This is a genomic window from Burkholderia sp. IO2, from assembly GCF_029522185.1.
Lineage (GTDB): Bacteria > Pseudomonadota > Gammaproteobacteria > Burkholderiales > Burkholderiaceae > Burkholderia > Burkholderia cenocepacia.
This window is the reverse complement of record NZ_JAKWFH010000042.1, coordinates 15,725-36,724: the sequence shown is the minus strand read 5'-3', so window position 1 is coordinate 36,724 and position 21,000 is coordinate 15,725. Positions and strand designations below refer to the sequence as shown.

General features: G+C 69.4%; 21 protein-coding genes. 1 reads left to right on the top strand and 20 read right to left on the bottom strand.

All coding sequences use genetic code 11. The features are described from left to right. Positions 1 to 18: 18 nt before the first annotated feature. The 16 genes from MMB92_RS24625 to MMB92_RS24550 all read right to left on the bottom strand — a co-directional run bounded on the left by MMB92_RS24625 (position 19) and on the right by MMB92_RS24550 (position 14,447). Complete coding sequence (locus MMB92_RS24625; RefSeq protein WP_060263954.1) at positions 19 to 504, bottom strand: MaoC family dehydratase; 486 nt, start codon at positions 502 to 504, stop codon at positions 19 to 21. Beyond that, positions 504 to 1,304: an SDR family oxidoreductase gene (locus MMB92_RS24620; protein WP_084751477.1), complete on the bottom strand. Its 801-nt coding sequence runs from the start codon at positions 1,302 to 1,304 to the stop codon at positions 504 to 506. Before MMB92_RS24620 ends, MMB92_RS24625 begins: the two co-directional genes overlap by 1 nt. Further along, positions 1,301 to 2,503 (bottom strand): acyl-CoA dehydrogenase family protein, encoded by a 1,203-nt coding sequence (locus tag MMB92_RS24615; RefSeq protein ID WP_006481541.1) that lies wholly within the window; start codon positions 2,501 to 2,503, stop codon positions 1,301 to 1,303. Before MMB92_RS24615 ends, MMB92_RS24620 begins: the two co-directional genes overlap by 4 nt. After that, complete coding sequence (locus tag MMB92_RS24610) at positions 2,500 to 3,738, bottom strand: acyl-CoA dehydrogenase family protein (RefSeq protein ID WP_277563003.1); 1,239 nt, start codon at positions 3,736 to 3,738, stop codon at positions 2,500 to 2,502. The genes MMB92_RS24615 and MMB92_RS24610 overlap by 4 nt, the downstream gene beginning before the upstream one ends. A 3-nt stretch (positions 3,739 to 3,741) precedes the next feature. Beyond that, positions 3,742 to 4,620, bottom strand: coding sequence for an SDR family oxidoreductase (locus MMB92_RS24605; RefSeq protein WP_006494776.1), 879 nt, complete (start codon positions 4,618 to 4,620; stop codon positions 3,742 to 3,744). A gap of 41 nt (positions 4,621 to 4,661) precedes the next feature. Then, entirely contained in the window at positions 4,662 to 5,813 is a 1,152-nt protein-coding gene (locus MMB92_RS24600) for an acetyl-CoA C-acetyltransferase (protein ID WP_084751481.1), read from the bottom strand. Beyond that, the gene (locus MMB92_RS24595; RefSeq protein WP_034202289.1) at positions 5,810 to 6,880 is read right to left on the bottom strand and encodes an acyl-CoA dehydrogenase family protein; all 1,071 of its coding nucleotides are present in this window, start codon (positions 6,878 to 6,880) and stop codon (positions 5,810 to 5,812) included. Before MMB92_RS24595 ends, MMB92_RS24600 begins: the two co-directional genes overlap by 4 nt. 33 nt (positions 6,881 to 6,913) lie before the next feature. Continuing rightward, positions 6,914 to 8,083, bottom strand: coding sequence for an acyl-CoA dehydrogenase family protein (locus MMB92_RS24590; protein ID WP_058903170.1), 1,170 nt, complete (start codon positions 8,081 to 8,083; stop codon positions 6,914 to 6,916). Beyond that, positions 8,080 to 8,895, bottom strand: a complete 816-nt coding sequence (locus tag MMB92_RS24585) for an enoyl-CoA hydratase family protein (protein WP_084751483.1) — start codon at positions 8,893 to 8,895, stop codon at positions 8,080 to 8,082. The genes MMB92_RS24590 and MMB92_RS24585 overlap by 4 nt, the downstream gene beginning before the upstream one ends. Positions 8,896 to 8,914: 19 nt before the next feature. After that, a complete protein-coding gene (locus tag MMB92_RS24580) occupies positions 8,915 to 10,015 on the bottom strand; it encodes a nitronate monooxygenase (RefSeq protein ID WP_084751485.1) in 1,101 nt (366 codons plus the stop codon). After that, positions 10,012 to 10,932 (bottom strand): enoyl-CoA hydratase, encoded by a 921-nt coding sequence (locus MMB92_RS24575; RefSeq protein ID WP_006481536.1) that lies wholly within the window; start codon positions 10,930 to 10,932, stop codon positions 10,012 to 10,014. The genes MMB92_RS24580 and MMB92_RS24575 overlap by 4 nt, the downstream gene beginning before the upstream one ends. A gap of 8 nt (positions 10,933 to 10,940) precedes the next feature. Then, on the bottom strand, positions 10,941 to 11,738 hold the full coding sequence (locus MMB92_RS24570) for a hypothetical protein (protein WP_006481539.1): 798 nt from the start codon (positions 11,736 to 11,738) through the stop codon (positions 10,941 to 10,943). Positions 11,739 to 11,748: 10 nt separating this feature from the next. Next, positions 11,749 to 12,642, bottom strand: a complete 894-nt coding sequence (locus MMB92_RS24565) for a CoA-transferase (protein WP_048988182.1) — start codon at positions 12,640 to 12,642, stop codon at positions 11,749 to 11,751. 9 nt (positions 12,643 to 12,651) lie between these two features. Beyond that, on the bottom strand, positions 12,652 to 13,548 hold the full coding sequence (locus MMB92_RS24560; RefSeq protein ID WP_084751486.1) for a VOC family protein: 897 nt from the start codon (positions 13,546 to 13,548) through the stop codon (positions 12,652 to 12,654). 259 nt (positions 13,549 to 13,807) lie between these two features. Beyond that, positions 13,808 to 14,224, bottom strand: a complete 417-nt coding sequence (locus MMB92_RS24555) for a type II toxin-antitoxin system VapC family toxin (RefSeq protein WP_006481544.1) — start codon at positions 14,222 to 14,224, stop codon at positions 13,808 to 13,810. Further along, positions 14,211 to 14,447: a DNA-binding protein gene (locus tag MMB92_RS24550; RefSeq protein WP_006481537.1), complete on the bottom strand. Its 237-nt coding sequence runs from the start codon at positions 14,445 to 14,447 to the stop codon at positions 14,211 to 14,213. Before MMB92_RS24550 ends, MMB92_RS24555 begins: the two co-directional genes overlap by 14 nt. A 492-nt stretch (positions 14,448 to 14,939) precedes the next feature. Between MMB92_RS24550 and MMB92_RS24545 the strand changes: the two genes are divergently transcribed. Then, positions 14,940 to 16,166 carry an acyltransferase gene (locus MMB92_RS24545; RefSeq protein ID WP_058903176.1) on the top strand — a complete coding sequence of 409 codons (1,227 nt, stop codon included), beginning with the start codon at positions 14,940 to 14,942 and terminating at the stop codon, positions 16,164 to 16,166. 10 nt (positions 16,167 to 16,176) lie between these two features. On the opposite strand, the gene MMB92_RS24540 is transcribed toward MMB92_RS24545, so the two are convergent. The 4 genes from MMB92_RS24540 to MMB92_RS24525 all read right to left on the bottom strand — a co-directional run bounded on the left by MMB92_RS24540 (position 16,177) and on the right by MMB92_RS24525 (position 20,985). Beyond that, the gene (locus MMB92_RS24540; protein ID WP_084752133.1) at positions 16,177 to 16,854 is read right to left on the bottom strand and encodes a hypothetical protein; all 678 of its coding nucleotides are present in this window, start codon (positions 16,852 to 16,854) and stop codon (positions 16,177 to 16,179) included. A gap of 648 nt (positions 16,855 to 17,502) precedes the next feature. Continuing rightward, positions 17,503 to 18,276, bottom strand: coding sequence for an SDR family oxidoreductase (locus tag MMB92_RS24535; RefSeq protein ID WP_006481545.1), 774 nt, complete (start codon positions 18,274 to 18,276; stop codon positions 17,503 to 17,505). 34 nt (positions 18,277 to 18,310) lie between these two features. Then, positions 18,311 to 19,897, bottom strand: coding sequence for a FadD3 family acyl-CoA ligase (locus MMB92_RS24530; RefSeq protein ID WP_084751488.1), 1,587 nt, complete (start codon positions 19,895 to 19,897; stop codon positions 18,311 to 18,313). Positions 19,898 to 19,935: 38 nt separating this feature from the next. Next, positions 19,936 to 20,985, bottom strand: coding sequence for a ferredoxin--NADP reductase (locus tag MMB92_RS24525; protein ID WP_059720821.1), 1,050 nt, complete (start codon positions 20,983 to 20,985; stop codon positions 19,936 to 19,938). Positions 20,986 to 21,000 lie beyond the last annotated feature (15 nt).

Sequence of the window (21,000 nt, the reverse complement as noted above, 5' to 3'; positions counted from 1 at the left end):
GGCTCTCTGAATCGGAAACTAGAAGTAATAGCGGCTGATCGTGTCGGCCACGCAGCCGGGCCTGGCCTCGCCGTCGATCTCGACGGTCACGCGAATCCATGCCTGCACGCCGCCGTCGAGCGGCTCGACGCGCAGCAGCTCGCCCACGCCGCGCACGCGTGCGCCGACCTTCACCGGCGCGGGAAAACGGATCCTGTCGCAGCCGTAGTTGACGCCGAGCCGCGCGCCGTCGATGCGCACGATCTGCGGCAGGAAATGATTGACGAGCGCCAGCGTCAGGTAGCCGTGCGCGATGCACGCGCCGAACGGGCCGTCCTTCGCACGCACCGGATCGACGTGCACCCACTGGTGATCGCCCGTCGCATCGGCGAAGCCGTCGATGCGGATCTGGTCGATCGCGAGCCACGCGCTCGCGCCGAGCGTGTCGCCGACGGCGGCCGCGAGTTCGCCGGGATGCGCGAACACGCGCGGCGTCGCGCGGACGGAGTCGAGGGTCGTATCCATCATGCGTGCTGGCTGCTGACCGACAGCACTTCGCCCGTCATGTACGACGCGTAATCGCTTGCCAGGAACACCATCACGTTCGCAACCTCCCAGACTTCGGCGGCGCGCCCGAAGGCTTCGCACGACGCCAGTTGATTCAGCAAATCGGCCGGAGCCGACTTCTTCAGAAAATCGTGCATCGCGATGCTCGGCGCGACCGCGTTGATGCGCACGCCGTACGGCGACGCCTCGAGCGCCGCGCAGCGCGTGAGCGCCATCACGCCCGCCTTCGCCGCCGCGTAGTGCGCCTGTTCCGCCTGCGCACGCCAGCCGAGCACCGATGCGTTGTTGACGATCGCGCCGCGGCCGCGGGCCTGCATGTGCGGCAGCATCGCGCGCGTCATCCGGAACGTCCCAGTGAGGCTAATGTCGATCACGCGCGACCATTCGGCATCGTCCATATCGACGATGCGGGTCGATCCGCCGAGCCCGGCGTTGTTGATCAGCACGTCGACGCCGTCGAGCCTGTCCTGCGCTTCGGCGACCAGCGCCTGCACGTCGGCCTCGACCGCGACGTTGCACAGGCGGCCATGGACCTGCTGCAGCCCGGTTTCCGCGCGCAGCGTCTCGACGGCCTGTGCGAGGCGCTTGTCGTGGATATCCGAAATGAACAGCGCGCGGCAGCCTTCCTCCGCGCAGCGGCGCGCGGCCGCGAAGCCGATGCCGGCGCCCGCGGCAGCCGTGATCAACACCGATTTGCCGGCGAGCAACTGATGGCCGGGAACGTATGCCGGCGCTTTCTGGATCTGGGGTTCGGTCATGCTGTGCCTCGTGGTTCTCTTGGCATGCCGAGCCCGCGCTCGGCCATGATGTTGAGCTGGATTTCGTTGGTGCCCGCGTAGATCGTGTCCGCGCGGGAGAACAGGAATACGCGCTGCAGATGGGTGAGCTTGTCGTCGGCCGGATCGAGCACGTTCGCGCGCGGGCCGAGTGCGTCCATCGCGAGCTGGCCGAGATCGCGGTGCCAGTTCGACCAGAAGTACTTGTAGATGAGCGCCTCGCGCCGCAGCGACGCACCCGAGCCGCCGTCGGCATCGTCCGCGCCGGACAGCATCCGCAGCGCGTTGTAGCGCATCACGCGCAGCCCGGCCCACGCGCGGCCGATCCGCTGGCGCAGCACGGGGTCGCGGTCCGCGCCCGATTCGCGCGCCGCGTCGATCACCCATTCGAGTTCGCGGACGAACTGCATCTGCTGGCCGAGCGTCGACATCCCGCGCTCGAAGCCGAGCAGCGTCATCGCGATCCGCCAGCCGTCGCCGGCCGCGCCGACCAGATCGCGTGCGTCGGCCCGCGCGCCGTCGAAGAACACCTCGTTGAATTCCGCGCCGCCGTTGAGCTGCCTGATCGGCCGGATCTCGATGCCCGGCTGGTCGAGCGGCATCAGCAGGAACGACAGCCCCTTGTTGCCCGTCGACGCGGGATCGGTGCGGGCGAGCACGAAGATCCAGTCGGAATCGTGCGCGAGCGACGTCCATACCTTCTGGCCGTGCACGCGCCACGCGCCGTCCGCGTCCTGCTCGGCGCGCGTGCGCACGTTGGCGAGGTCCGAACCCGCGCCGGGCTCCGAGTAGCCCTGGCACCAGAACTGCGTGCCGGCCAGGATGCCGGGCAGGAAGCGCGCACGCTGGTCGTCGGTGCCGCACGCGACGAGCGTCGGCCCAAGCAGCCCTTCGCCGATGTGGCCCATCCGTCCGGGGCCGCCGGCGCGCGCATATTCCTCGTGAAAGATCACCTGCTCGGCGACCGAGAAGCCGCGGCCGCCCTGGCGGGTCGGCCAGCCGAGGCCGGTCCAGCCGCCGTTGGCCAGTTCGCGCTCCCACGCCTTGCGCAACGCGGGCCACGCTTCCTCGTCGCCGGGGCCGCCGCGGTATTTCAGGCATGCGAATTCGCCGGTCAGGTGCGATTGCACCCAGTCCGCCACTTCGTGCCGCAATTGCCGTTCACGCGTTTCGCTGTTCATTGGAGGGCTCCTGCGCGCGCGACCGATGCACGCGTGGCGATCGAAACCGGCGACGCTGCCCGGGCTTCGTCGCGCGGCGATGCGCCGCCGTCGATCGCACGGGATGCGATCCATTCGAGCAGGTGCGGCGTGCTGCCGAACTGAGCGCTCGACGCCTGTGCGCGCTTGAAATAGAGATGCGGGTCGTATTCCCACGTGAAACCGACACCGCCATGCAGCTGGATCGCTTCCTGCGCGCAGAACGCATACGCATCGTTCGCGGCGGCCTTCGCGGCCGCGATGTCGGCGCGCAACGCGGCGCCCGGCATCGCGCCGGTTTCGGCATCCCATGCGTGCGCGGCGCCGAGTACGGCCGAACGCGCCGCTTCGATCAGCACCATCATCTGCGCGCATCGATGCTTGACGGCCTGGAACGACGCGATCGCCCGGCCGAACTGCACGCGCTGGCTCGTGTAGTCGAGCGTCAGGTCGAGGCATTGCTGCGCGCCGCCGAGCTGTTCGGCGGCCAGCGCGAGCGCCGCGAACCAGGCGGTGCGTTCCATCGTCCGGGCCGCGGCGGCGCCGACGGCGAGCAGCGCGTCGCGGCTCACGCGCGTTTCGTCGAGGACGATGCGCGCGATCGGCCGCGTCGCATCGAGCGTGTCGAGCGGCGTGACGGTCAGGCCCGTTGCCGTTGCGACGTCGATCGCGAACAAACCGATCGACTGCCCTTCGTTCGCGATCCGGGCGGGAATCAGCAGCAGATCGGCGCGCACGCCGTCGATCACCTGCGCGATCTCGCCGGACAGCGCGTAGCCGCTCGCGGCCTCTTCCGCGACGACCGGCAACGACCACGAACCTGCGGGCATCTCGAATGGCAGCGCCAGCGTCGCGCTGCACGCGCCTTCGGCGATCTTTGCAAGCCAGCCGGTGGCGTCGGCCGCCTCGCGGCAGCCAGCCAGTGCGGTCGCCGCCAGGCACGCGGTCGAAAAATACGGCACGCACGCGACGCGCCGGCCGAGCTGCTCCATCAGCACCGTCTGCTCGACCGCGCCGAGCCCGAGCCCGCCCGCCGCTTCCGGCAGCGCAAGCGCGTTCCAGCCGAGCTCGCCCGCGAGCGCGGCCCACAGCGCATCGTCGCGGCCGGCCGATTGCTCGATCGCGCGGCGTACGTCGGCGGACGCGCTGCGTTCGGCGAGCACGTCGGCCGCCGCGTCGCGGATCATCGCCTGTTCGTCGGTGAGCGCCAGATCCATCGGTCAGCTCCCGTACACGCGCTGCGCGGGCCGCGCGTCGGCCAGCAGTCGAGCAACCGCCGGGCCAACCTCTGCCGCCGCCCAGCGCGCGCCGCGATCGACACGGGGGCCGGTGCGCCAGCCTTCGGCGACCGCGATCATCCCGCCCGCGACCTCGAACACCTGGCCCGTCACGTCGGCCGACTGCGCGCTGCCGAGCCACACCACCAGCGGCGCGACGTTGGCCGGATCGAAATAATCGAAGCCGCCGTCCTCGGGCTTCTTCATCATGTCGGCGAACACGCCTTCGGTCATCGACGTGCGCGCGGCCGGCGCCAGCGCGTTCACGCGCACGCCATAGCGCTGGAGTTCCGCCGCCTGCATCAGCGTGAGCGCGGCGATCCCCGCCTTTGCCGCGCCGTAGTTCGACTGGCCGATCGAGCCTTGCAGCCCGGCGCCCGAACTCGTGTTGACGATCCGCGCGTCGACCGGGTTACCGGCCTTCGCGGCGTCGCGCCACGCGCGTGCCAGCACGCTCGACAGACAGAAGTGGCCGCGCAAATGCACGCGCATCACGTCGTCCCAGTCGGTTTCGGTCATGCTCGTGAACATCTTGTCGCGGCAGATGCCCGCGTTGTTGACGAGCACGTGCACGTCGCCGAACGCAGCGCGTGCGGCATCGACGATCCGCTGCGCCGTGTCGACCCGGGTGATGTCGTCCGAATTCGCGAGCGCGCGGCCGCCGCGCCGCGCGATCTCGTCGCACACGGCCTGCGCGGCGTCGTGCCGGATGTCGTTGACGACGACCGCCGCGCCCTCGGCCGCGAACGCGAGCGCGTATTCGCGCCCGAGCCCGCCGCCCGCGCCGGTGATGATGACGGTGCGTCCGTTGCAGATTCCCATGCTGGTGCCTCGTGGGTCCTGAGATGGTGAAAGTGACGCGCTCACAGGCGCTCGATGATCGTGACGTTCGCGAGGCCGCCGCCTTCGCACATCGTCTGCAGCCCGTAGCGGCCGCCCGTGCGTTCCAGCTCGTGCAACAGCGTCGTCATCAGCCGCGCGCCGGTTGCGCCGAGCGGATGGCCGAGCGCGATCGCGCCGCCGTTCGGGTTGGTCTTTTCGTGCGGAAAACGCGTATCGGCCAGCCACGCCTGCGCAACCGACGCGAACGCCTCGTTCAGCTCGACGACGTCGATCCGCGCCAGATCGAGCCCGCTCTTCTTCAACGCAGCCCGGGTCGCCGGAATCGGCGCGGTGAGCATCCACAGCGGATCGTCGCCGAGCACGCTCAGGTGATGAATGCGTGCGCGCGGCGTGAGGTCGTAGCGCTTGAGCGCCTCCTCCGACACGATCAGGAGCGCCGCGGCCGCATCGCAGGTCTGGCTCGCGACGGCGGCCGTCAGCGAGCCGCCCGGCGTCAGCGGTTCGAGCGTCGCCATCTTGTCGAGCGACGTGTCGGGGCGCGGCGTCTCGTCATGCATCACCCCTTCGAACGGCACGATCTCCCGCTTGAAATGACCGGCCTCGATCGCCGCGACCGCGCGGCGGTGACTCTCCAGCGCGTAACGCTCCATCGCGTCGCGCGACAGGTTCCAGTGATCGGCGATCCGCTGCGCGGCGACGAACTGCGACACCGGCGCGTCGCCGAAGCGCGCGCGCCAGCCGGCGCTGCCCGAGAGCGGATCGGTGAAGCCGAGCGGCGCCGCGCAGGTCATCGCGGACGAGATCGGGATCTGCGTCATCGTCTGCACGCCGCCGGCGACGACCACGTCCTGCACGCCGCTCATCACGGCCTGCGCGGCGAAGTGCACGGCCTGCTGCGACGAGCCGCACTGGCGGTCGACCGTCACGCCCGGCACCTGCAGCGGCAGCCCGGCCGCGAGCCAGCAGGTGCGCGCGATGTTGCCCGCGAGCGGGCCGATCGTATCGACGCAGCCGAACACCACGTCGTCGTATTCGTCGGCCGGGATCGCGTTGCGCTCGACGAGCGTCTTCAGCACGAAACCGCCGAGGTCCGCCGCATGCACGTGCGCGAGCCCGCCCTTGCGGCGGCCGGTGGGCGTGCGCAGCGCGTCGACGATATAGGCTTGTTTCATCGGTTCGTTTCCTCGAAATCGAAGGTCTGCGCGGGGCCGATCGGCAATGCGTCGCCGAGGATCGCGTCGGCCACGCGGGCCTTGTGGAACGCGCTGTCGCCCCAGCTGCCGGACAGCGCCCAGATGCGCTTCATGAAGATCTGCAGATCCAGCTCCCACGTGTAGCCGATCGCGCCGTGCACCTGCATCGCGTGGCGCGCGGCCAGTTGCGCGGCCGACATCGCGGCGAGCTTCGCGTGCGACACGAACACCGCGCGCTGCGGGTGATCGTCGGCGATCGCCTGCGCGGCGCGCGCGACCACCGGCCGTGCGAACTCGTAGCGGATGGCGACGTCGGCGAGCAAATGCTTGAGCGCCTGGTACGAGCCGATCGCCTTGCCGAACTGCTTGCGCTGCGCGCTGTAGTCGATCGCGACGTCGAGCACGCGCTGCGTGAGGCCGAGCAGTTGCGCGGCGACCGCGAACGCGCCATGGTCGAGCGCGCGGTTCAGCAGCGGCGCGGCTTCGTCGGCGCTCGCGATGCGGGTGGCCGCCGACGGCTCCCAGTCGAGCGTGAACAGGCGCCGCGACGGGTCGACGCTGTCGACCGTGCGCCATGCGCACTGCGCGGGATCGACGCGGTGCAGCTCGCCGCGGTGTTCGCACAGCAGCGTGTCCGCGACATGCACGTCGGCCGCATACGGGTTCACCGGATGCACGAGCGCGACGCGCGCCCGCCCTTCGGCGATGTCGCGCAGCAGCGCGTCGCGCCAGTCGCTCGCGGGCAGCCGCGCCAGCACGCCGGCCGACACGAGCGCCGTGTCGAGCAGCGGCTCGGGGCTGCCGAAATAGCCGTAGGCCTGCGCGAGCAGCGCCCATTCCGCTTCGGTCAGGCCGAGGCCGCCGTGTGCTTCGGGCACCGACACGGCGGTCAGCCCCTGCGACGCGAACAATGCCCACAGGTCATCCGAGCGCCCGGTCGGCGTCGCCCACAGCTCGCGGATCAGCTCGGGCGTCATCTCGGTCATCAGCAGGCGCTTCACGCTGTCCGCGAGCGCTTCCTGGTCTTCATCGAATACGAAATCCATACGATGTCCGTTCAGTGAGTGTCGCCGGCGCGCTTACGCGCGCGGCATGCCGAGCATCCGTTCGGCGACGATGTTGCGCTGGATCTCGTTGGTGCCCGCGTAGATCGTGCCGGCCTGCGCGAACAGGAAACCGTCGAGCCAGTGGCCGAGCGTCGCGTGCTGCGCGGCCGTCTGCGCGACGACCTCGCCATGCGCGCCGAGGATGTCGAGCGCGGTCTGATGCATGCGCAGGTCGAGCTCCGACCAGAACACCTTGTTGGTGCTCGACTCCGCGCCGATGTGGCCGCCCTTCAGCAGCCGGCTCGCGGTCGCATAGGTCGACAGCGCATACGCCTGCGCGTCCATCCAGGCCTGCACCACGCGTTCGCGCAGCGTCGGATCGCGGTCCGCGCTGTCGCGGTGCGCGAGATACAGGTCGCGCAACGCCTGCGCGGTGCGCTGGAAGCGCGCGGGCGAACGCAGCATCAGCCCGCGCTCGAAACCGGCCGTCGCCATCGCGACCTGCCAGCCGGCGCCTTCGGCCGCGAGCCGGTTCTCGACCGGCACGCGCACGTCGTCGAAGAAAATCTCCGCGAAGCCGGTCTGCCCGTTCAGCTGGCGGATCGGCCGCACCGTGATGCCGGGCGCGGACAGCGGCACCATCAGGAACGTCAAGCCGTGGTGACGCGTCGATTCGGGATCGCTGCGGAACAGCCCGAACAGCCAGTCGGCCCACACCGCGCGGGTCGACCAGATCTTCTGGCCGTTCAGCACGTATTCGTCGCCGATCCGGGTGGCGGTCGTGCGGATCGCGGCCATGTCCGAGCCCGCGTTCGGCTCCGACCAGCCCTGCGCCCACACGTGCTCGCCGGCCGCCATCGCGGGCAGGAAGCGCGCCTTCTGCGCATCCGTGCCGAAATCCATCAACGTCGGCCCGAGCAGGAAGATGCCGTTCTGGTTCACGCGCATCGGCGCATCCGCGCGCCAGTACTCTTCCTCGAAGATCAGCCATTCGATCAGGTCGCAGCCGCGCCCGCCCAGCTCGCGCGGCCACGTGACCATGCTCCAGCGGCCCGAGTGCAGCGTGCGCTCCCATTGGCGGTGCGCGGCGAAGCCTGCCTCGGTGTCGAAGCTCGGCAGCCGCTCGCGCGGCACGTGCGCGGCGAGCCATGCACGGATTTCCGCGCGAAACGCCTGCTGTTGCGGCGTATAGGTCAGGTTCATGCGCGTGCCTCCGCGGCGCTGGCGCGTGCGTCGAAATGCGCGTCGCGCTTCTCGACGAACGCGGCGCGCGCTTCCGTCGAATCGTTCGTCATGTATGCCTGCAGCGTGAAGCCCTGCTCCCAGCGGTACTTGTCTTCGAGATCGCCGTCCTCGACGCCGCTCAGCGCCTCCTTCGCGAGCCGCACCATCGCCGGGCTCTTCGCGGCGATCTTGCGGGCGATCGCGAGCGCCGCGTCGCGCAGCGCGTCGCGCGTCACCACCTGCTCGAGCGCGCCGAGCCGGTACGCTTCGGCCGCGTCGATCATGTCGCCGGTGAAGTACATCGCGCGCACCTTCTGCACGCCGAACAGCCGCTGCAGGTGCGCGCCGCCGCCCATCGCACCGCGGTCGATCTCGGGCACGCCGAAACGCGCGCAGTCGGCCGCGACGACGATGTCCGCCGCGCCGCAGATGCCGATCCCGCCGCCGAGCACGAAGCCGTGCACCGCCGCGATCACCGGCTTCGGATTGCGGTGCACCGCGCGGAACGTCTCGTAGTTGCCCGCGTTGACCGCCACGATCCGCTCCGGATGCGCGGCCAGCTCCTTGATGTCGACGCCCGCGCAAAAGCCGCGGCCTTCGCCGCGCACGACGATCACGCGCACGTCGTCGTCCTCGCCGAGCGCGTCGAGCGCGCGGGACAGCGCCTGCCAGCCGTGCGCGTCGAGCGCGTTCACCGGCGGATGGGCGATCACCAGCTCGGCGATGCCGTCCGCGCGATCGATCCGGAACGGCATCGCGCCGGCCGGTTGATTGGTTGCTGCCATCTCCATTGCCTCCCTGTGATGTTCGTCATGCGGCCTGCGTCGCTGCCGCGCCGCGCAACGCGGCCAGTGCGTCGAGCCGCTCGCCGGCTTCCGCGACGATTCGCGCGATCAGTGCATCGCACGATTCGATCGCGCCGATCATCGCGGCCGCCTGGCCGCTCGGCAGCACGCCTTCGTCGGGGCGGCCTTCGACGATCGCGCGCTGGATCAGGAACGGCGCGTTCGCGGCCATCAGCGTCTGGCTGGCCGTGTAGTCGTGCGAGCGCAGCGCCTTGATCGCGAGGCCGAGCATGTCGGCCCTGCTCAGCCCGTTCTGGCGCCGCCACGCGTCGGCCGTCTTCAGCGCGAACCACGTGCGGCGCAGCGGGCCGAAGCGTTCGAGCTTCAGCAGGTACGGGTTGTCGATCATTCGTTGCGGCAGCCCGTCGAGCGCGTCCGACACGCGGATGCGCGCCGGGTCGCCGACCGCCACGTAGCGCTCGAGCGTCGCGCGCGGCACCGGCGATTCCGCGCTCATCAGGAAGCGCGTCCCCATCGCGATGCCGGCCGCGCCGTACGCGAGCGCGGCCGCCAGTCCGCGCCCGTCGAAGAAGCCACCGGCCGCGACGACCGGCACGCGCACCGCGTCGAGCACCTTCGGCAGCAGCAGCGTGGTCGGCACCGCGCCCGTGTGGCCGCCGCCTTCCGCGCCCTGCACCGTCACGATGTCCGCGCCGAGTTCGACGGCCTTCGCCGCATGCTTCGGCGCGCCGACGGTCGGCATGCAGACGATGCCGGCATCCTTGAAACGGCGGATCGTCTTCGCATCGGGGCCGCGCCCGTAGCTGACCGCGCGCAGCCGGTGCTCGATCGCGAGATCGACCACCTGCGCGGCGTTCTTCTGGAACATGTGGAAGTTGATGCCGAACGGCCGATCCGTCAGCGACTTCACCTTCAGGATCTCGGCCTCGACCTGCTCCGGTTCGAGCGTCGCCCCGGCCAGGAAGCCGAATCCGCCGGCGTTGCTCGTGGCGGCGACGAGCCGCGCGTCGGCCACCCAGCCCATCGCGGTCTGCACGATCGGGTAGCGGCAGCCGAGCAGGTCGCACAGCGGCGTATGCAGCGGGCCGTGAAGTGTCGTGCTCATGCGGCGGCTCCGTTGACGGCGACCGGTGCCGGCGCGTCCGCGCGGTCCGCGCCGTTCGGCTGGCGTTGCGAGCTCGCCATGCTGCGGGCGTCGTAACCGCCGAGGCGGTCGCCGCTGACGAGCTCGTTGTGCGCATGCGCGAAGTGATGCCACGCGAACGCCGCGTCCATCGCCGCGCGCTTGCCTTGCAGTTCCTCGACGTGATTCAGCGCCTGCTTGGTCAGCGTGAGCCCGAGGCGCGGCATCGTCGCGATCTTCGCGGCGATCGCGTAGGTCGCGTCGCGCAGCCGCTCGCGCGGCACCACGCGGTTGACCATCCCCATCTGGTACGCGCGCTCGGCCGGCATCCGCTCGCCGAGAAACAGGAATTCCTTCGCGATGCGCGGATTCAGCTCGTACGCGTGGGCGAAATACTCGACGCCCGGAATCCCCATCCGCACGACCGGATCGGCAAAGAACGCATCCTCCGACGCGACGATCAGGTCGCACACCCACGCGAGCATCAGCCCGCCGGCGATGCACGCGCCCTGCACCATCGCGATCGTCGGCTTCGGCAGGTCGCGCCAGCGCCGGCACATGCCGAGATACACCTCCTGCTCGCGCGCATAGAGGAATTCGCCGCCTGCCTTGTCGACGTGGTCGTACCACAGCGACGCGCGCTCGAACGACTCGTGGATGTCGCGGCCCGGCGTGCCGATGTCGTGACCGGCCGAGAAATGCTTGCCGGCGCCCGCGAGCACGATCGCCTTCACCGCGTCGTCGTGCGCCGCGCGCCGGAACGCCGCGTCGAGCGCATACGTCATCTTCGAGTTCTGCGCGTTGTGGTAGTCGGGGCGGTTCATCGTGATCGTCGCGATGCCGTCCTCGAGCGCGTAGTCGACGACACCGTCGCCGAACGTCATCCGGGTCGCTTCCATGTCGGCCCTCATCCCCGGCGCGGCGCCGGATTGTTGCGCACGATCGTCGCGCGCAGGTTGTGCGGATCGAGCGCGCGCACGATGCGCAGGTCTTCCGCGTTCGGCGCTGCCGTCGTGCCGATGTCCGGCGAGGCAAGCAGCGGGAAACCGGTCGCGTCCTGCACCTCGTCGAAGCTCACGCCCGGGTGCAGCGAGCGCACGCGGATCGCGTGGTCGGGCCCGCCGAAATCCATCACGCACAGGTCTGTGACGATGCTGCGCAGGTCGACGAAGGTCTTCATCCCGGGCAGCCGGCGCGCCGGGTTGTAGCCGACCGTGCACACCATGTCGACTTCGCGTTCGACGAACGTGCGCTTGCCGTGGCCGCTGACGAAGAACGAGTTCGCGTGGTTCGTCGTGTTGCCGGGGAAGCCGCGTGCGCCGAGCAACTGGGTTTTCGGGTGCGCGTAGTCGTCGCCGAGCCACGAAATGTTGGCCTGGCCGAAGCGATCGATCTGCGTCGGCATCACCAGCGCATGGCGGCGCCCGTGCCACAGGCAGTCGAACACGCGCTCGTAGGTCATCCAGCCGCTCGCCTTCACGCGATAGCCGTCGGGGCGCGGGCCGAGCGGCACCGGCTCCTCGACGAGATACGCTTCGCCGTCGGTCAGCATCAACCCGTTGTTGTACGCGAGCCGCGCGAGGCCGGCCGCGAGCCGCGGGCCCGTGCCGATGCCGGTCGCCAGCACTTCGCCGTCGTCGCGCCACAGTCGCGCGGACGCGACGATCATCAGTTCCGCAAGGGAATGGTCGAGAGATTCGCTCACAGGCGCTCCTTTACAGAATCGGCAACGGCAGCGTCGTCACGTGCGACAGCCCGCCGACGCCTTCGAGGTACTGACGTTCGTCCTGGCCGACCACGTCGCGCAGGTACGCCGCCGTCCTGGCGTCGTCTTCCGCGCTGGTGCAGTACGCGCGCAGGTGCGGCAGGTCCCAGCCGTAGGCCGGCCCGCACGACGTCGGATGCGCACCACCCGGTGCGTGCACGACGCCCGTGACGAGCGAGCGCTCGAACGGATTGCGGCGCGCGGCGTCGAGGTCGTCGCTCGCGAGCGACGCATCGACCGTTTCCGCCGATACGTAGCAGCGCCGCGCGGCGCGCGCCATCCACGCATCGAAGAACGGATCGGGGCCGTCGATGCGCGTATTGCCCATCCGGTCGGCCGCGTTCACGTGCAGCAGCGCGACGTCGAGTTCGATCGCCGGCATCGCGAGCAGCGTCTCGCCGTCGTCGTACGGCGACTGCACCGTGCGCAGTTGCGGCGCGTGATCGAGCAGCGCGGTGCCGAGCCCGGCGCGCGTCGGCAGGAACGGCAGGCGTGCGGCGGCCGCGCGCAGGCCGAGCTGCAGCATCCCTTCGTCGAGTTCGAGCACGTCGATGCGGCCCTGCTCGCGGGCGCGGCGGAAATGCGGCTCGAGCGGGATCACGTCGAGCGACACGAAGCCGAACACCACCTTGCGCACCTTGCCCGCCGCGCACAGCAGGCCCACGTCGGCGCCGCCGTACGCGACGATCGTCAGGTCCTTCAGGTTCGAGCGCGCGATTTCGCGCACCAGCGCCATCGGCTTGCGCCGCGGCCCCCAGCCGCCGATGCCGATCGTCATGCCGTCGGCGAGTTGCGCGACCACGTCGCGCGCGGACATCGTCTTGTCGAGAGGTTTCATCGTCATCGTGCTGGCTTACCGGTATCCGATGCTGAAATCGTGGCCCCACTGGCTCACCTTCGTGGCCTCGAACACCGCGTGCTTCGACCAGTCGACCGTGAGGCCGCCGAAGCCGTATTCGAGATCGAAGCCGCCGGGGGTCTTCATGTAGAAAGAGATCATCTGGTCGTTGCAGTGCCGGCCGAGCGTCGCGGACATCTTCACGTCGTGCGCGGCGACGCGGTCCAGCGCGCGGCCCACTTCGTCCATCGAATCGACTTCGGCCATCACGTGCACGCAGCCGGACGGCACGGCCATCTCGAACAGCGCGAGGCTGTGATGGCGCGCGTTGCGGCAGTGCATGAAATGGATGCGCTTTTCCGGTTCGGCCGGGTCCGGCGTGAACTTCACGCGGTAGATGTCGGACAGCTCGAAGCCGAGCACGCCGCGCACGAACGCGTCGGTCGCGTCGAACTGCGGCGCGGGCAGCACCGCGTGGCCGAGCCCCATGTCGCCGGTGACGAAACGCGCGACGCCCAGCGGCGACACGAAGCGGCGAAAGTCGCAGCGTGCGCCCCAGTACAGCTCGTGGCGGTTGCCGGACGGATCGGTGCACCACGCCATCGCCTGCACGCGGCGCAACGCGGCTTCGTCGCGGCTGGCGCGCACCGGCTCGACGCCGGCGCGCTGCAGCGCCGCGAGCGCGGCGTCGAACGCGGCGCCGTCGGGCAATTCCCAGCCCGATGCGAAATAGCGGTCGGCCGCGCCGGGAACGATCACGTAGCGGAAATCGCGCTCGTCCATCTTCAGATAAAGCGCGCCGTCGGGCGCGTCGAGCGCCCGCATGCCCAGCACGTCTTCCGCGTAGCGGCGCCACGCATCGACGCGCGTCGCCTCGACGACGACGTAGCCCAGCGCACGGACATCGATCATGTCGGCCTCCTCCTGGTTCAGAATCCGTTGTTCGTGAAAGGATTCTGGCCGGTCGGAGGTGGCGTTACATCGTCTGTTGGGACGAGAGGACGGGCGGTAAAAGGCGGGGATGGCGGCGCGGAAGCGCGCCGCAGGAGGATTCGGTGCTCGGCGGGTGAAAGGTGGCGGCCGGTCACGGCAGCCAGGGCGGTGCGCTCGCCTGCCGGGCGGTCACCGCCCGCCCCGGCTTCGCGCGACCGGCAGGCCGCCTGTCGCGACGTTACTCGAACGGATTCAGCAACCGGACGCCGGTGCGAGCGAAATCGTCGACGTTGCGCGTGACGACCGTCAAATCGTTGATCAATGCGGTGGCCGCGATCAGCTTGTCGAGTTCGTGCGTCGGATCGGGCACGCGCAAATGCCCCCACATCTGGCCGGTTTCGACATCGACCGGCAGGATGTTCGGCGCATAGCCGGACAGGATCATCGTCAGCCAGGCCTCGAGCGCCGACGCCTGGCTGTGATCGCCGCGATGACGGATCAGGTCGACACCGCGCCGCAGCTCGGCCACCGTCACGACGGACAGGTAAAGCGGGCTCGCGTCGGCTTCGGCCTGCCTGAAGAACGCCCTCACGCCGCGGTTGGTTCGCTTGCCCTTCCTGATTTCGCTGATGACGTTCGTATCAATCAAAAACACGCCTGACCTCGCCTGAATCCTGAACACGTTGGAAATCCGCGTCTTCACCCACCTCCGGCATGCTCATCAGCACTTGCGCGAATGTGCGCCGCTTCGGCCGGCCGAGCGCCTCGGCCAGAATGGCTCGATGTTCGGCCTCGGCGCTCCTGCCGTTGGCCGCAGCCTGCTCGCGCAGGCTTTGAACGAGAGTGTCATCCACGTTACGCACCAGAAGATTTGCCATGATTACCTCCATCCAGATTTGCTATCAATGATAGCGTCATGAAGGTAAATTGCAAGCATTGCTATCACCTTCTTGACCGGACGGACCCTGGAGTCGGCGTGAGCCCGTGGCAGCGGACGACAGGAATTCGTCCCCCTTCCGCCGCTGGCCCGACGCATCGAACTGCTGTCGCTCAAGGTAAGCCGGAGCGGGACGATCCGGAAGCCGGCCAAATGGCCAGTCGGGTGGCGTCGACCACGATGAAGGTCCGGCGGCAAGGAACGGAATTTGCGGCGCGACCCGCCGTTGGCGACATCGGCGACCGATACGCGCGTCGCACCGGTTCGCGCTGAAACATCATGTTGCACAACGAGCCGCGACCGTCGCACATCGTTTGATACCATCGAACGACAAGACCGGCGATCGAACGCCGTGCGAAGCGCGCAGAAGACCTTGCATCGACGCGGACCCTCCGTGCCTGAAATCCCGATCCAAGACACGAGACGCTCTTCAGTGGACCTTGTTACGCCTGCCCTGCAAACCCTGTTCTCCCCGACACCCGACAAACTCTACTTCCCGGCATGCCTGGCGGCCGTGGCGATCCTCGCGTGGCGCGTCGCCCGGCACGTGCCGTTCTACCGGGCGGCCGTCGACAAATCGCTGTCGATGCGCTACCGCAATCTCGACGGCTTCCGCGGCATCCTGGCCACCTCCGTGGTGTTCCATCACTTCGCGTGCAACCAGGCATTGCTGTCGACCGGCGTCTGGGGCGCCGGCACCGATTTCCTGCGCAATCTCGGGACGATTCCCGTCGCGATGTTCTTCATGGTCACCGGGCTGCTGTTCTGGGAGCGCGCATGCAGAGGCACGCTCGACGTGCGGACCTTCTTCGTCGGGCGCGTGCGACGCCTCGCGCCGCTCTATCTGTTTTACGCGGCCGTCATCGTCATCTGCACGCTTTACTGGTTTCCCCGCAACGCCGTCGGCGCACCGGGGCAGTTGCTGGCCGATCTGCTCAAAACCGTTTCGCTCGGCTGGTTCGGCGCGTTCCCGATCAACGGAGCGGCGCGCACGCCCTATCTGAGCGGCGTCTGGTGGACCCTCGCGTACGAATGGCGGTTCTACGTCGCCGTTCCGTTTCTCGCGTGGTTCGTCGCCACGCGTGCATGGCGCAAGCTGCTCGCGCTCGCGATCGTCCTCGCCTGCGCCGCGCTGTTCGGGCCGCCCGGCGGGATGGCGCTGCTGTTCGCGTTCGGCGCCGTGGCCTACGAGGTGTCGCGGCACCCCGCGATCCGCGCGCGGCTCGCCACGAAGGCGGCGGCGACCGTCGCGCTGCTGATCCTCGCGATGTCGCCGTCGCCGGCCGAACGCTATTCGATCGCAGGCGCGCTGCCGCTGCTTCCGGTGTTCTTCTGCATCGCATGCGGGAACACGTTCTACGGCGTGCTCAAGACCCGCCCGCTCGCGCTGCTCGGCACCGCCAGTTTCAGCATCTACATGATCCACATGGTGATCGTGTACATGATCATTCACGCATTCAACAAGTTCGTGTTCCCGATCAATTCGACCGACGACTCGGGCATCTGGGCGCTCGCGCTCGTCTGCGCGCTGGTTGCCGTCCTGTGTTCGCTGCTCACTTACCGCTACGTCGAGCATCCGTTCATCGCGAAGCGCAACGACGCACGCGCAGCACGCCGCGCGGCCGAACCCGCTCGCGAGCGCCAAACGGTCGCGCCGTGACCGGGCGCGTTCAGAAGCGGTACGAGATGCCGATCTGCAGCACCGGATACCACCGGTAGCGCGACATCATCTGCCGCAGCGAGTCGAGCCCGCTCGCGACCAGTACCTGGCTCTTCGCCGGTCCGGCCGCCGCGGCCAGTTCCGGCGACAGCGTGTACGAACATTTCGGTATCCCGTACGCGACGCCGATGTCCGCGACGAACCCGAGCCCTTTCGACGCCGGTCGATGTCCGTAGCCGATCCCGACATACGGCATCACGGTCGGATAGCGCGCTTGCGCGACCGCGTACATCCCCGGCAGCGCCGGATAGCGCTTGCCGCCGAACACGTAGGTTCCGTTGGTCGGCACCGACACGCCGTGAAGCTCGTCGTCGTTGAAGCGCAGCCCGAGCGTCGCGCGAAAGCCGCTGCCTCGCCACGGGAAGATGTCCGCATAGATGCCGCCCTGGCGCAGCTTCAGGTCGTCCTGATAGCGGTTGCCGGCCACCGTGAAGTCATGCGTCAGATTGATCGCGTTGAAATCCGCGTGCGCGCCCAGTATCGAATTGAAGCTCACGGCCGCGCCGATGCCGACGCCCTGCGTGCCGCCCTGCAGGTAGATTTCCTGCGCGTGCGCGCTCGCGACGAACATCACCGCGACCGCTGCCCATTGGTTCGCTGTCGTTTTCACGGGCGTCTCCCCCGACATGTGCCGGGCACGACGCGACGCACACGCGACCTTCGTCGCGATGCGCGATGCGAACCCCGGCACGACACCTTGCAAGCACGCTTGCTGTTCGACGGATCGGGGACGCGTTGCGCGGTGCGCATGACCGATACGACATGCGCTGCGCAGGCGCCGTGGCACACGGCGCGCGCGACCCGATCCGATTCCCCGTCTGTTTCGATGTCGTTACATGCCGCCGATGCGCGGATCGTTCTGGCGAAATGCGTCTGCGCGGGCGACATCGGGGGAACCGCAAAGGGCGTGCCATGCGGCGCGGACCGAAGCGGAAGAAGCGCTACCCATCGGGACAGGGCGTGGCGCGGATCGCAAACGAGGGGAAATGTTTCAGGAACGTATCCGTATTCGGCGAGCGGCGCCGAAACACGCGAAAGGCGGCCTCTCGCGCCGATCGCGCGATGCAGGCACGACGAGGCCGGACGGCCGTCAGCGCACGTGGATCGCCGTTGCGATCACTCGTGCGCGGAGGAATACGTTGAAAAAGCGTTGCAAAAGTGCGACCTCGTGCCGGTCGCAAGCGGCGCTGATGCGCGCTCGTGCGTGACGAGGCAGGGCAAATACCGATGCGTGCGCATGCATCTGGTCGGCGTCACGCGCAACGGAGATACGCGGTTACAACCCGTACCCGCCCGAGACGTTCAACTGCTGCCCGGTGATGTAACCCGCCCGGTCCGACGCGAGAAACACCGCCGCGCGCCCCACGTCGTGCGCCTTGCCCCAGCGCTTGAGCGCGAGCATCTTCCGCGTCTCGTCGATCCACGCCGGGTCGAACTGGCCCTGCTCGAGCAGCACCGGAAACATCCCGGCCTCGATCACGCCGACCAGGATCGAATTCGCGCGAATGTCGTAACGCCCTTCCTCGCGCGCCAGCCCCTTGACCAGCGCCTCGTTCGCTGCCTTCGGCGCGACCGACAGCCCGTCGCGATCGGGCCAGCGCAGATGGCCGGCCGAGCCGAGCGTCACGAACGAGCCACCGCCCGACGCACGGAAATGCGGCAGCGCGGCTTTCGCGGCGACGAAGAAGCCGATCGTCTCGACGTCGATCGCGCGGCGCCAGTCGTCGTGCGTCATGTCGCCGATATGGCGCTGGTTCACGAATGGCCCGGCCGCCCAGACGACCGTATGCACGCGCCCATGCGCGTCGATCGCCGCCGCGAGCGCGGCATCGACCTGCGCCGGATCGGTCACGTCCACGCAGTGCGTGGTGGCCGCGACGCCCTCGCCGCGAATATCGCGCGCCACGCGCTCGGCGACGTCGGCCTTGCTGCGGTAACCGACCGCGACCGGCACACCGGCGCGCGCGAACTCGAGCGCGACGCCCTGCCCGATGCCGCCGCTGCCACCGAACACGAGTACCGCGCCCGCCGGAAATCCGTTGTCGTTCATGCGTTCATCCCGTTCAGGGTTGTGGCTTCTTCGCTCAGGCCGCCGCCTCGGTCGCCGCGCGCAGCCGGTACTTCAGCACCTTGCCGGCCGCGCTCGTCGGCAATTGCGCGACGAACGTGAAATACCTCGGCACCTTGTAGTTCGCCATGTTGCGGCGCGCCCAGTCGTTCAGTTCGTCGGCATCGACGTGCGCGCCGGGCCGCAGCACGACATAGGCGTGCCCGACTTCGCCGAGCCGCGTGTCGGGCACGCCGACCAGCGCGACCTGCGCGATCGCCGGATGCGCGGCGAGCAGCCGCTCGATCTCCGCCGGATAGCAGTTGAAACCGCCGACGATGAACATGTCCTTGATACGGTCGGTGATCTTCAGATTGCCGTTCGCGTCGACGCAGCCGAGATCGCCCGTATGCAGCCAGCCCGCCGCATCGACGGTCTCGCGCGTGGCGTCCGGCTGGTTGAAGTAGCCGCGCATCACGTTGTAGCCGCGCACCCAGATCTCGCCGGTCTCGTCCGGCCCGAGCGGCTCGCCGCCCGGCCCCGCAATGCGCAGCTCGACGTCCGGCATCGGCCGGCCCGACGTACGGGCGACCGTCTCGGCATCGTCGCCCTGGCGGCACAGCGTCGCGAAGCCGCACGACTCGGTGAGCCCGTAGCCGGTCAGCACCGTCTCGAAACCGAGCTCCGCGCGCATCCGCTCGATCAGGCTCGGCGCGATCGCAGCCGCCCCCGTCACCGCGATCCGCAGCGACGACAGATCGCGCGTCGCGCGATCGGGCGCGTCGAGCAGCGCGTAGTACAGCGTCGGCGGGCCGGGCAGCACCGACACGCGGTCGGCGGCGACGCGCCGCAGCACGTCGTCCGGCTGGAACACCAGATGCGGCAGCACGGTCGCGCCGCTCGACAGCGCGGCGAGCCAGCCGGCCTTGTAGCCGAACGTATGGAAGAACGGATTGACGATTAGGTAACGGTCGTCCGGGCGCACGCCGGCGATCGCCGCCCACGCCTGCGCGGCACGCAGGTTCTGGCCGTGCGCGGTCATCACGCCTTTCGGGCGCCCCGTCGTGCCGGAGGTGAACATCAGGTCCATCACGGTGTCGGGCGTGACCTGCGCCTCGCGTTCACGCACCGCGACAAGCGGCACCGCCGCGCCGCGCGCGAGAAACGCGTTCCAGGTCTCGTCGTGCGCCCCCGAAGGCGGTTCGCCGTCGAACACGACGACGCGCTCGAGCGTCGCCGGCCGATGCGGCGCGAGCATCGCCGGATAGGATTCGCCGAGGAAGGTGCCGCAGCAGAACAGCAGCCGCGCACCGCCGTCGTGCAGGATGCCGCCGACCTCCATCCCCTTCATCCGCGTATTGACCGGCACGAGGACCGCGCCGACGGTATGGATCGCGAGCGCCGCGACGATCCATTGCAGCAGGTTCGGCGCCCAGACCGCGATGCGGTCGCCGGGATCGATGCCGCTCGCGAGCAGCGCGCGGGCCGCATCGATGCGCGCGGCGTCGAGTTCCGCGTAGGTCAGCCGGCCGTGCTCCGACTCGATCGCCGGATGCGCGCCGTGGCGCGCGGCTGCCCGCGCGATCAGCGCGGGCGTGGTCAGGATTTCGTTGTCCATCGTCATAGATCAGGTTGCCGCGCGCGCCGCCGGCGCGCCACGGCTCAGTCGGGAAACACCACGCGCAGCGCATCGCTCGCGGGCCGCGCGCAACAGGCGAGCGTCCAGCCGGCCGCGATCTCGTCGTCGTCGAGCACGTGGTTGCGGTCGAGCGCGACCGCGCCGCGCTCGATCCGGCACATGCACGCGCCGCATTGCCCCATCCGGCACGAATTCGGCGCCGGGACGCCCGCGCGCAGCATCGCGTCGAGCAGCGTTTCGCCGGGCGCGCCGTCGAACGCGAATGCGTCGCCGTCGAGCACCGTCTCGATCGCGGCAGCTGCACCGGACGTCGACGTTGCCGGCGCCGCGTCCACCGGCGCGCCGCCTGCCTGCGCCGGCGCATCGGGCAGCGACGCGAACCGCTCGACGTGCACGCGCGCACGCGGCAGCCCGAGGCCGAGCATCGCGGCCAGCGCGTTCTCCATGAACAGCGCGGGCCCGCAGATGAACGTCTCCTGCTGGCTGAACGGCCGCGCGAGCTCCTCGAGATGGCGCTGTTGCGGGATGCCCTGCACGCTGTCGAGCCAGTGCATCACGCGCAGGCGGCCCGGATGGCGCTGCGCGAGCTGCTGCAGTTCGTCGCGGAAAATCACCGCACGCTCGTCGCGATTCGCATAGATCAGCGTCAGCATCCCGCGGCCGTGCACGAGCGCCGATTTCAGGATCGACAGCACGGGCGTGATGCCGCTGCCGCCCGCGAACAACAGCAAATCGGCGTCGAGCGTGCGCGGCGTGAACACGCCGGCCGGCGGCAGCACGTCGAGCGCGTCGCCCGCCTTCACGCGATCGCACAGCCAGTTCGATGCGCGGCCGTCACGCACGCGCTTGACGGTGATCTTCGGCGCCGCATCGATGCCGGGTGCGCTGGACAGCGAATAGCAGCGCGCGACGGCCGCATCCGCGCACGGCACGTTCAGCGTCAGGAACTGCCCCGGCCGGTACGCGAACGCGTCGCGCAACGCGGCCGGCACGTCGAACACGAACGAGCACGCGTCGTCGCTCTCGGCAATCACGTCGGCCACGGTCAGCCGATGGAAGCGTGAATCGCTCATCGCCGGTTCCTTGCG

Coding starts and splice junctions, on each gene's coding strand:
- MMB92_RS24590 (WP_058903170.1), bottom strand. CDS start 8,083: ATGAACCTGACCTATACGCCGCAACAGCAGGCGTTTCGCGCGGAAATC.
- MMB92_RS24610 (WP_277563003.1), bottom strand. CDS start 3,738: ATGGATCTGGCGCTCACCGACGAACAGGCGATGATCCGCGACGCGGCG.
- MMB92_RS24585 (WP_084751483.1), bottom strand. CDS start 8,895: ATGGAGATGGCAGCAACCAATCAACCGGCCGGCGCGATGCCGTTCCGG.
- MMB92_RS24625 (WP_060263954.1), bottom strand. CDS start 504: ATGGATACGACCCTCGACTCCGTCCGCGCGACGCCGCGCGTGTTCGCG.
- MMB92_RS24565 (WP_048988182.1), bottom strand. CDS start 12,642: ATGACGATGAAACCTCTCGACAAGACGATGTCCGCGCGCGACGTGGTC.
- MMB92_RS24530 (WP_084751488.1), bottom strand. CDS start 19,897: ATGACGATGGACAACGAAATCCTGACCACGCCCGCGCTGATCGCGCGG.
- MMB92_RS24595 (WP_034202289.1), bottom strand. CDS start 6,880: ATGGATTTCGTATTCGATGAAGACCAGGAAGCGCTCGCGGACAGCGTG.
- MMB92_RS24620 (WP_084751477.1), bottom strand. CDS start 1,304: ATGACCGAACCCCAGATCCAGAAAGCGCCGGCATACGTTCCCGGCCAT.
- MMB92_RS24560 (WP_084751486.1), bottom strand. CDS start 13,548: ATGATCGATGTCCGTGCGCTGGGCTACGTCGTCGTCGAGGCGACGCGC.
- MMB92_RS24575 (WP_006481536.1), bottom strand. CDS start 10,932: ATGGAAGCGACCCGGATGACGTTCGGCGACGGTGTCGTCGACTACGCG.
- MMB92_RS24615 (WP_006481541.1), bottom strand. CDS start 2,503: ATGAACAGCGAAACGCGTGAACGGCAATTGCGGCACGAAGTGGCGGAC.
- MMB92_RS24580 (WP_084751485.1), bottom strand. CDS start 10,015: ATGAGCACGACACTTCACGGCCCGCTGCATACGCCGCTGTGCGACCTG.
- MMB92_RS24605 (WP_006494776.1), bottom strand. CDS start 4,620: ATGGGAATCTGCAACGGACGCACCGTCATCATCACCGGCGCGGGCGGC.
- MMB92_RS24535 (WP_006481545.1), bottom strand. CDS start 18,276: ATGAACGACAACGGATTTCCGGCGGGCGCGGTACTCGTGTTCGGTGGC.
- MMB92_RS24525 (WP_059720821.1), bottom strand. CDS start 20,985: ATGAGCGATTCACGCTTCCATCGGCTGACCGTGGCCGACGTGATTGCC.
- MMB92_RS24600 (WP_084751481.1), bottom strand. CDS start 5,813: ATGAAACAAGCCTATATCGTCGACGCGCTGCGCACGCCCACCGGCCGC.
- MMB92_RS24540 (WP_084752133.1), bottom strand. CDS start 16,854: ATGTCGGGGGAGACGCCCGTGAAAACGACAGCGAACCAATGGGCAGCG.
- MMB92_RS24550 (WP_006481537.1), bottom strand. CDS start 14,447: ATGGCAAATCTTCTGGTGCGTAACGTGGATGACACTCTCGTTCAAAGC.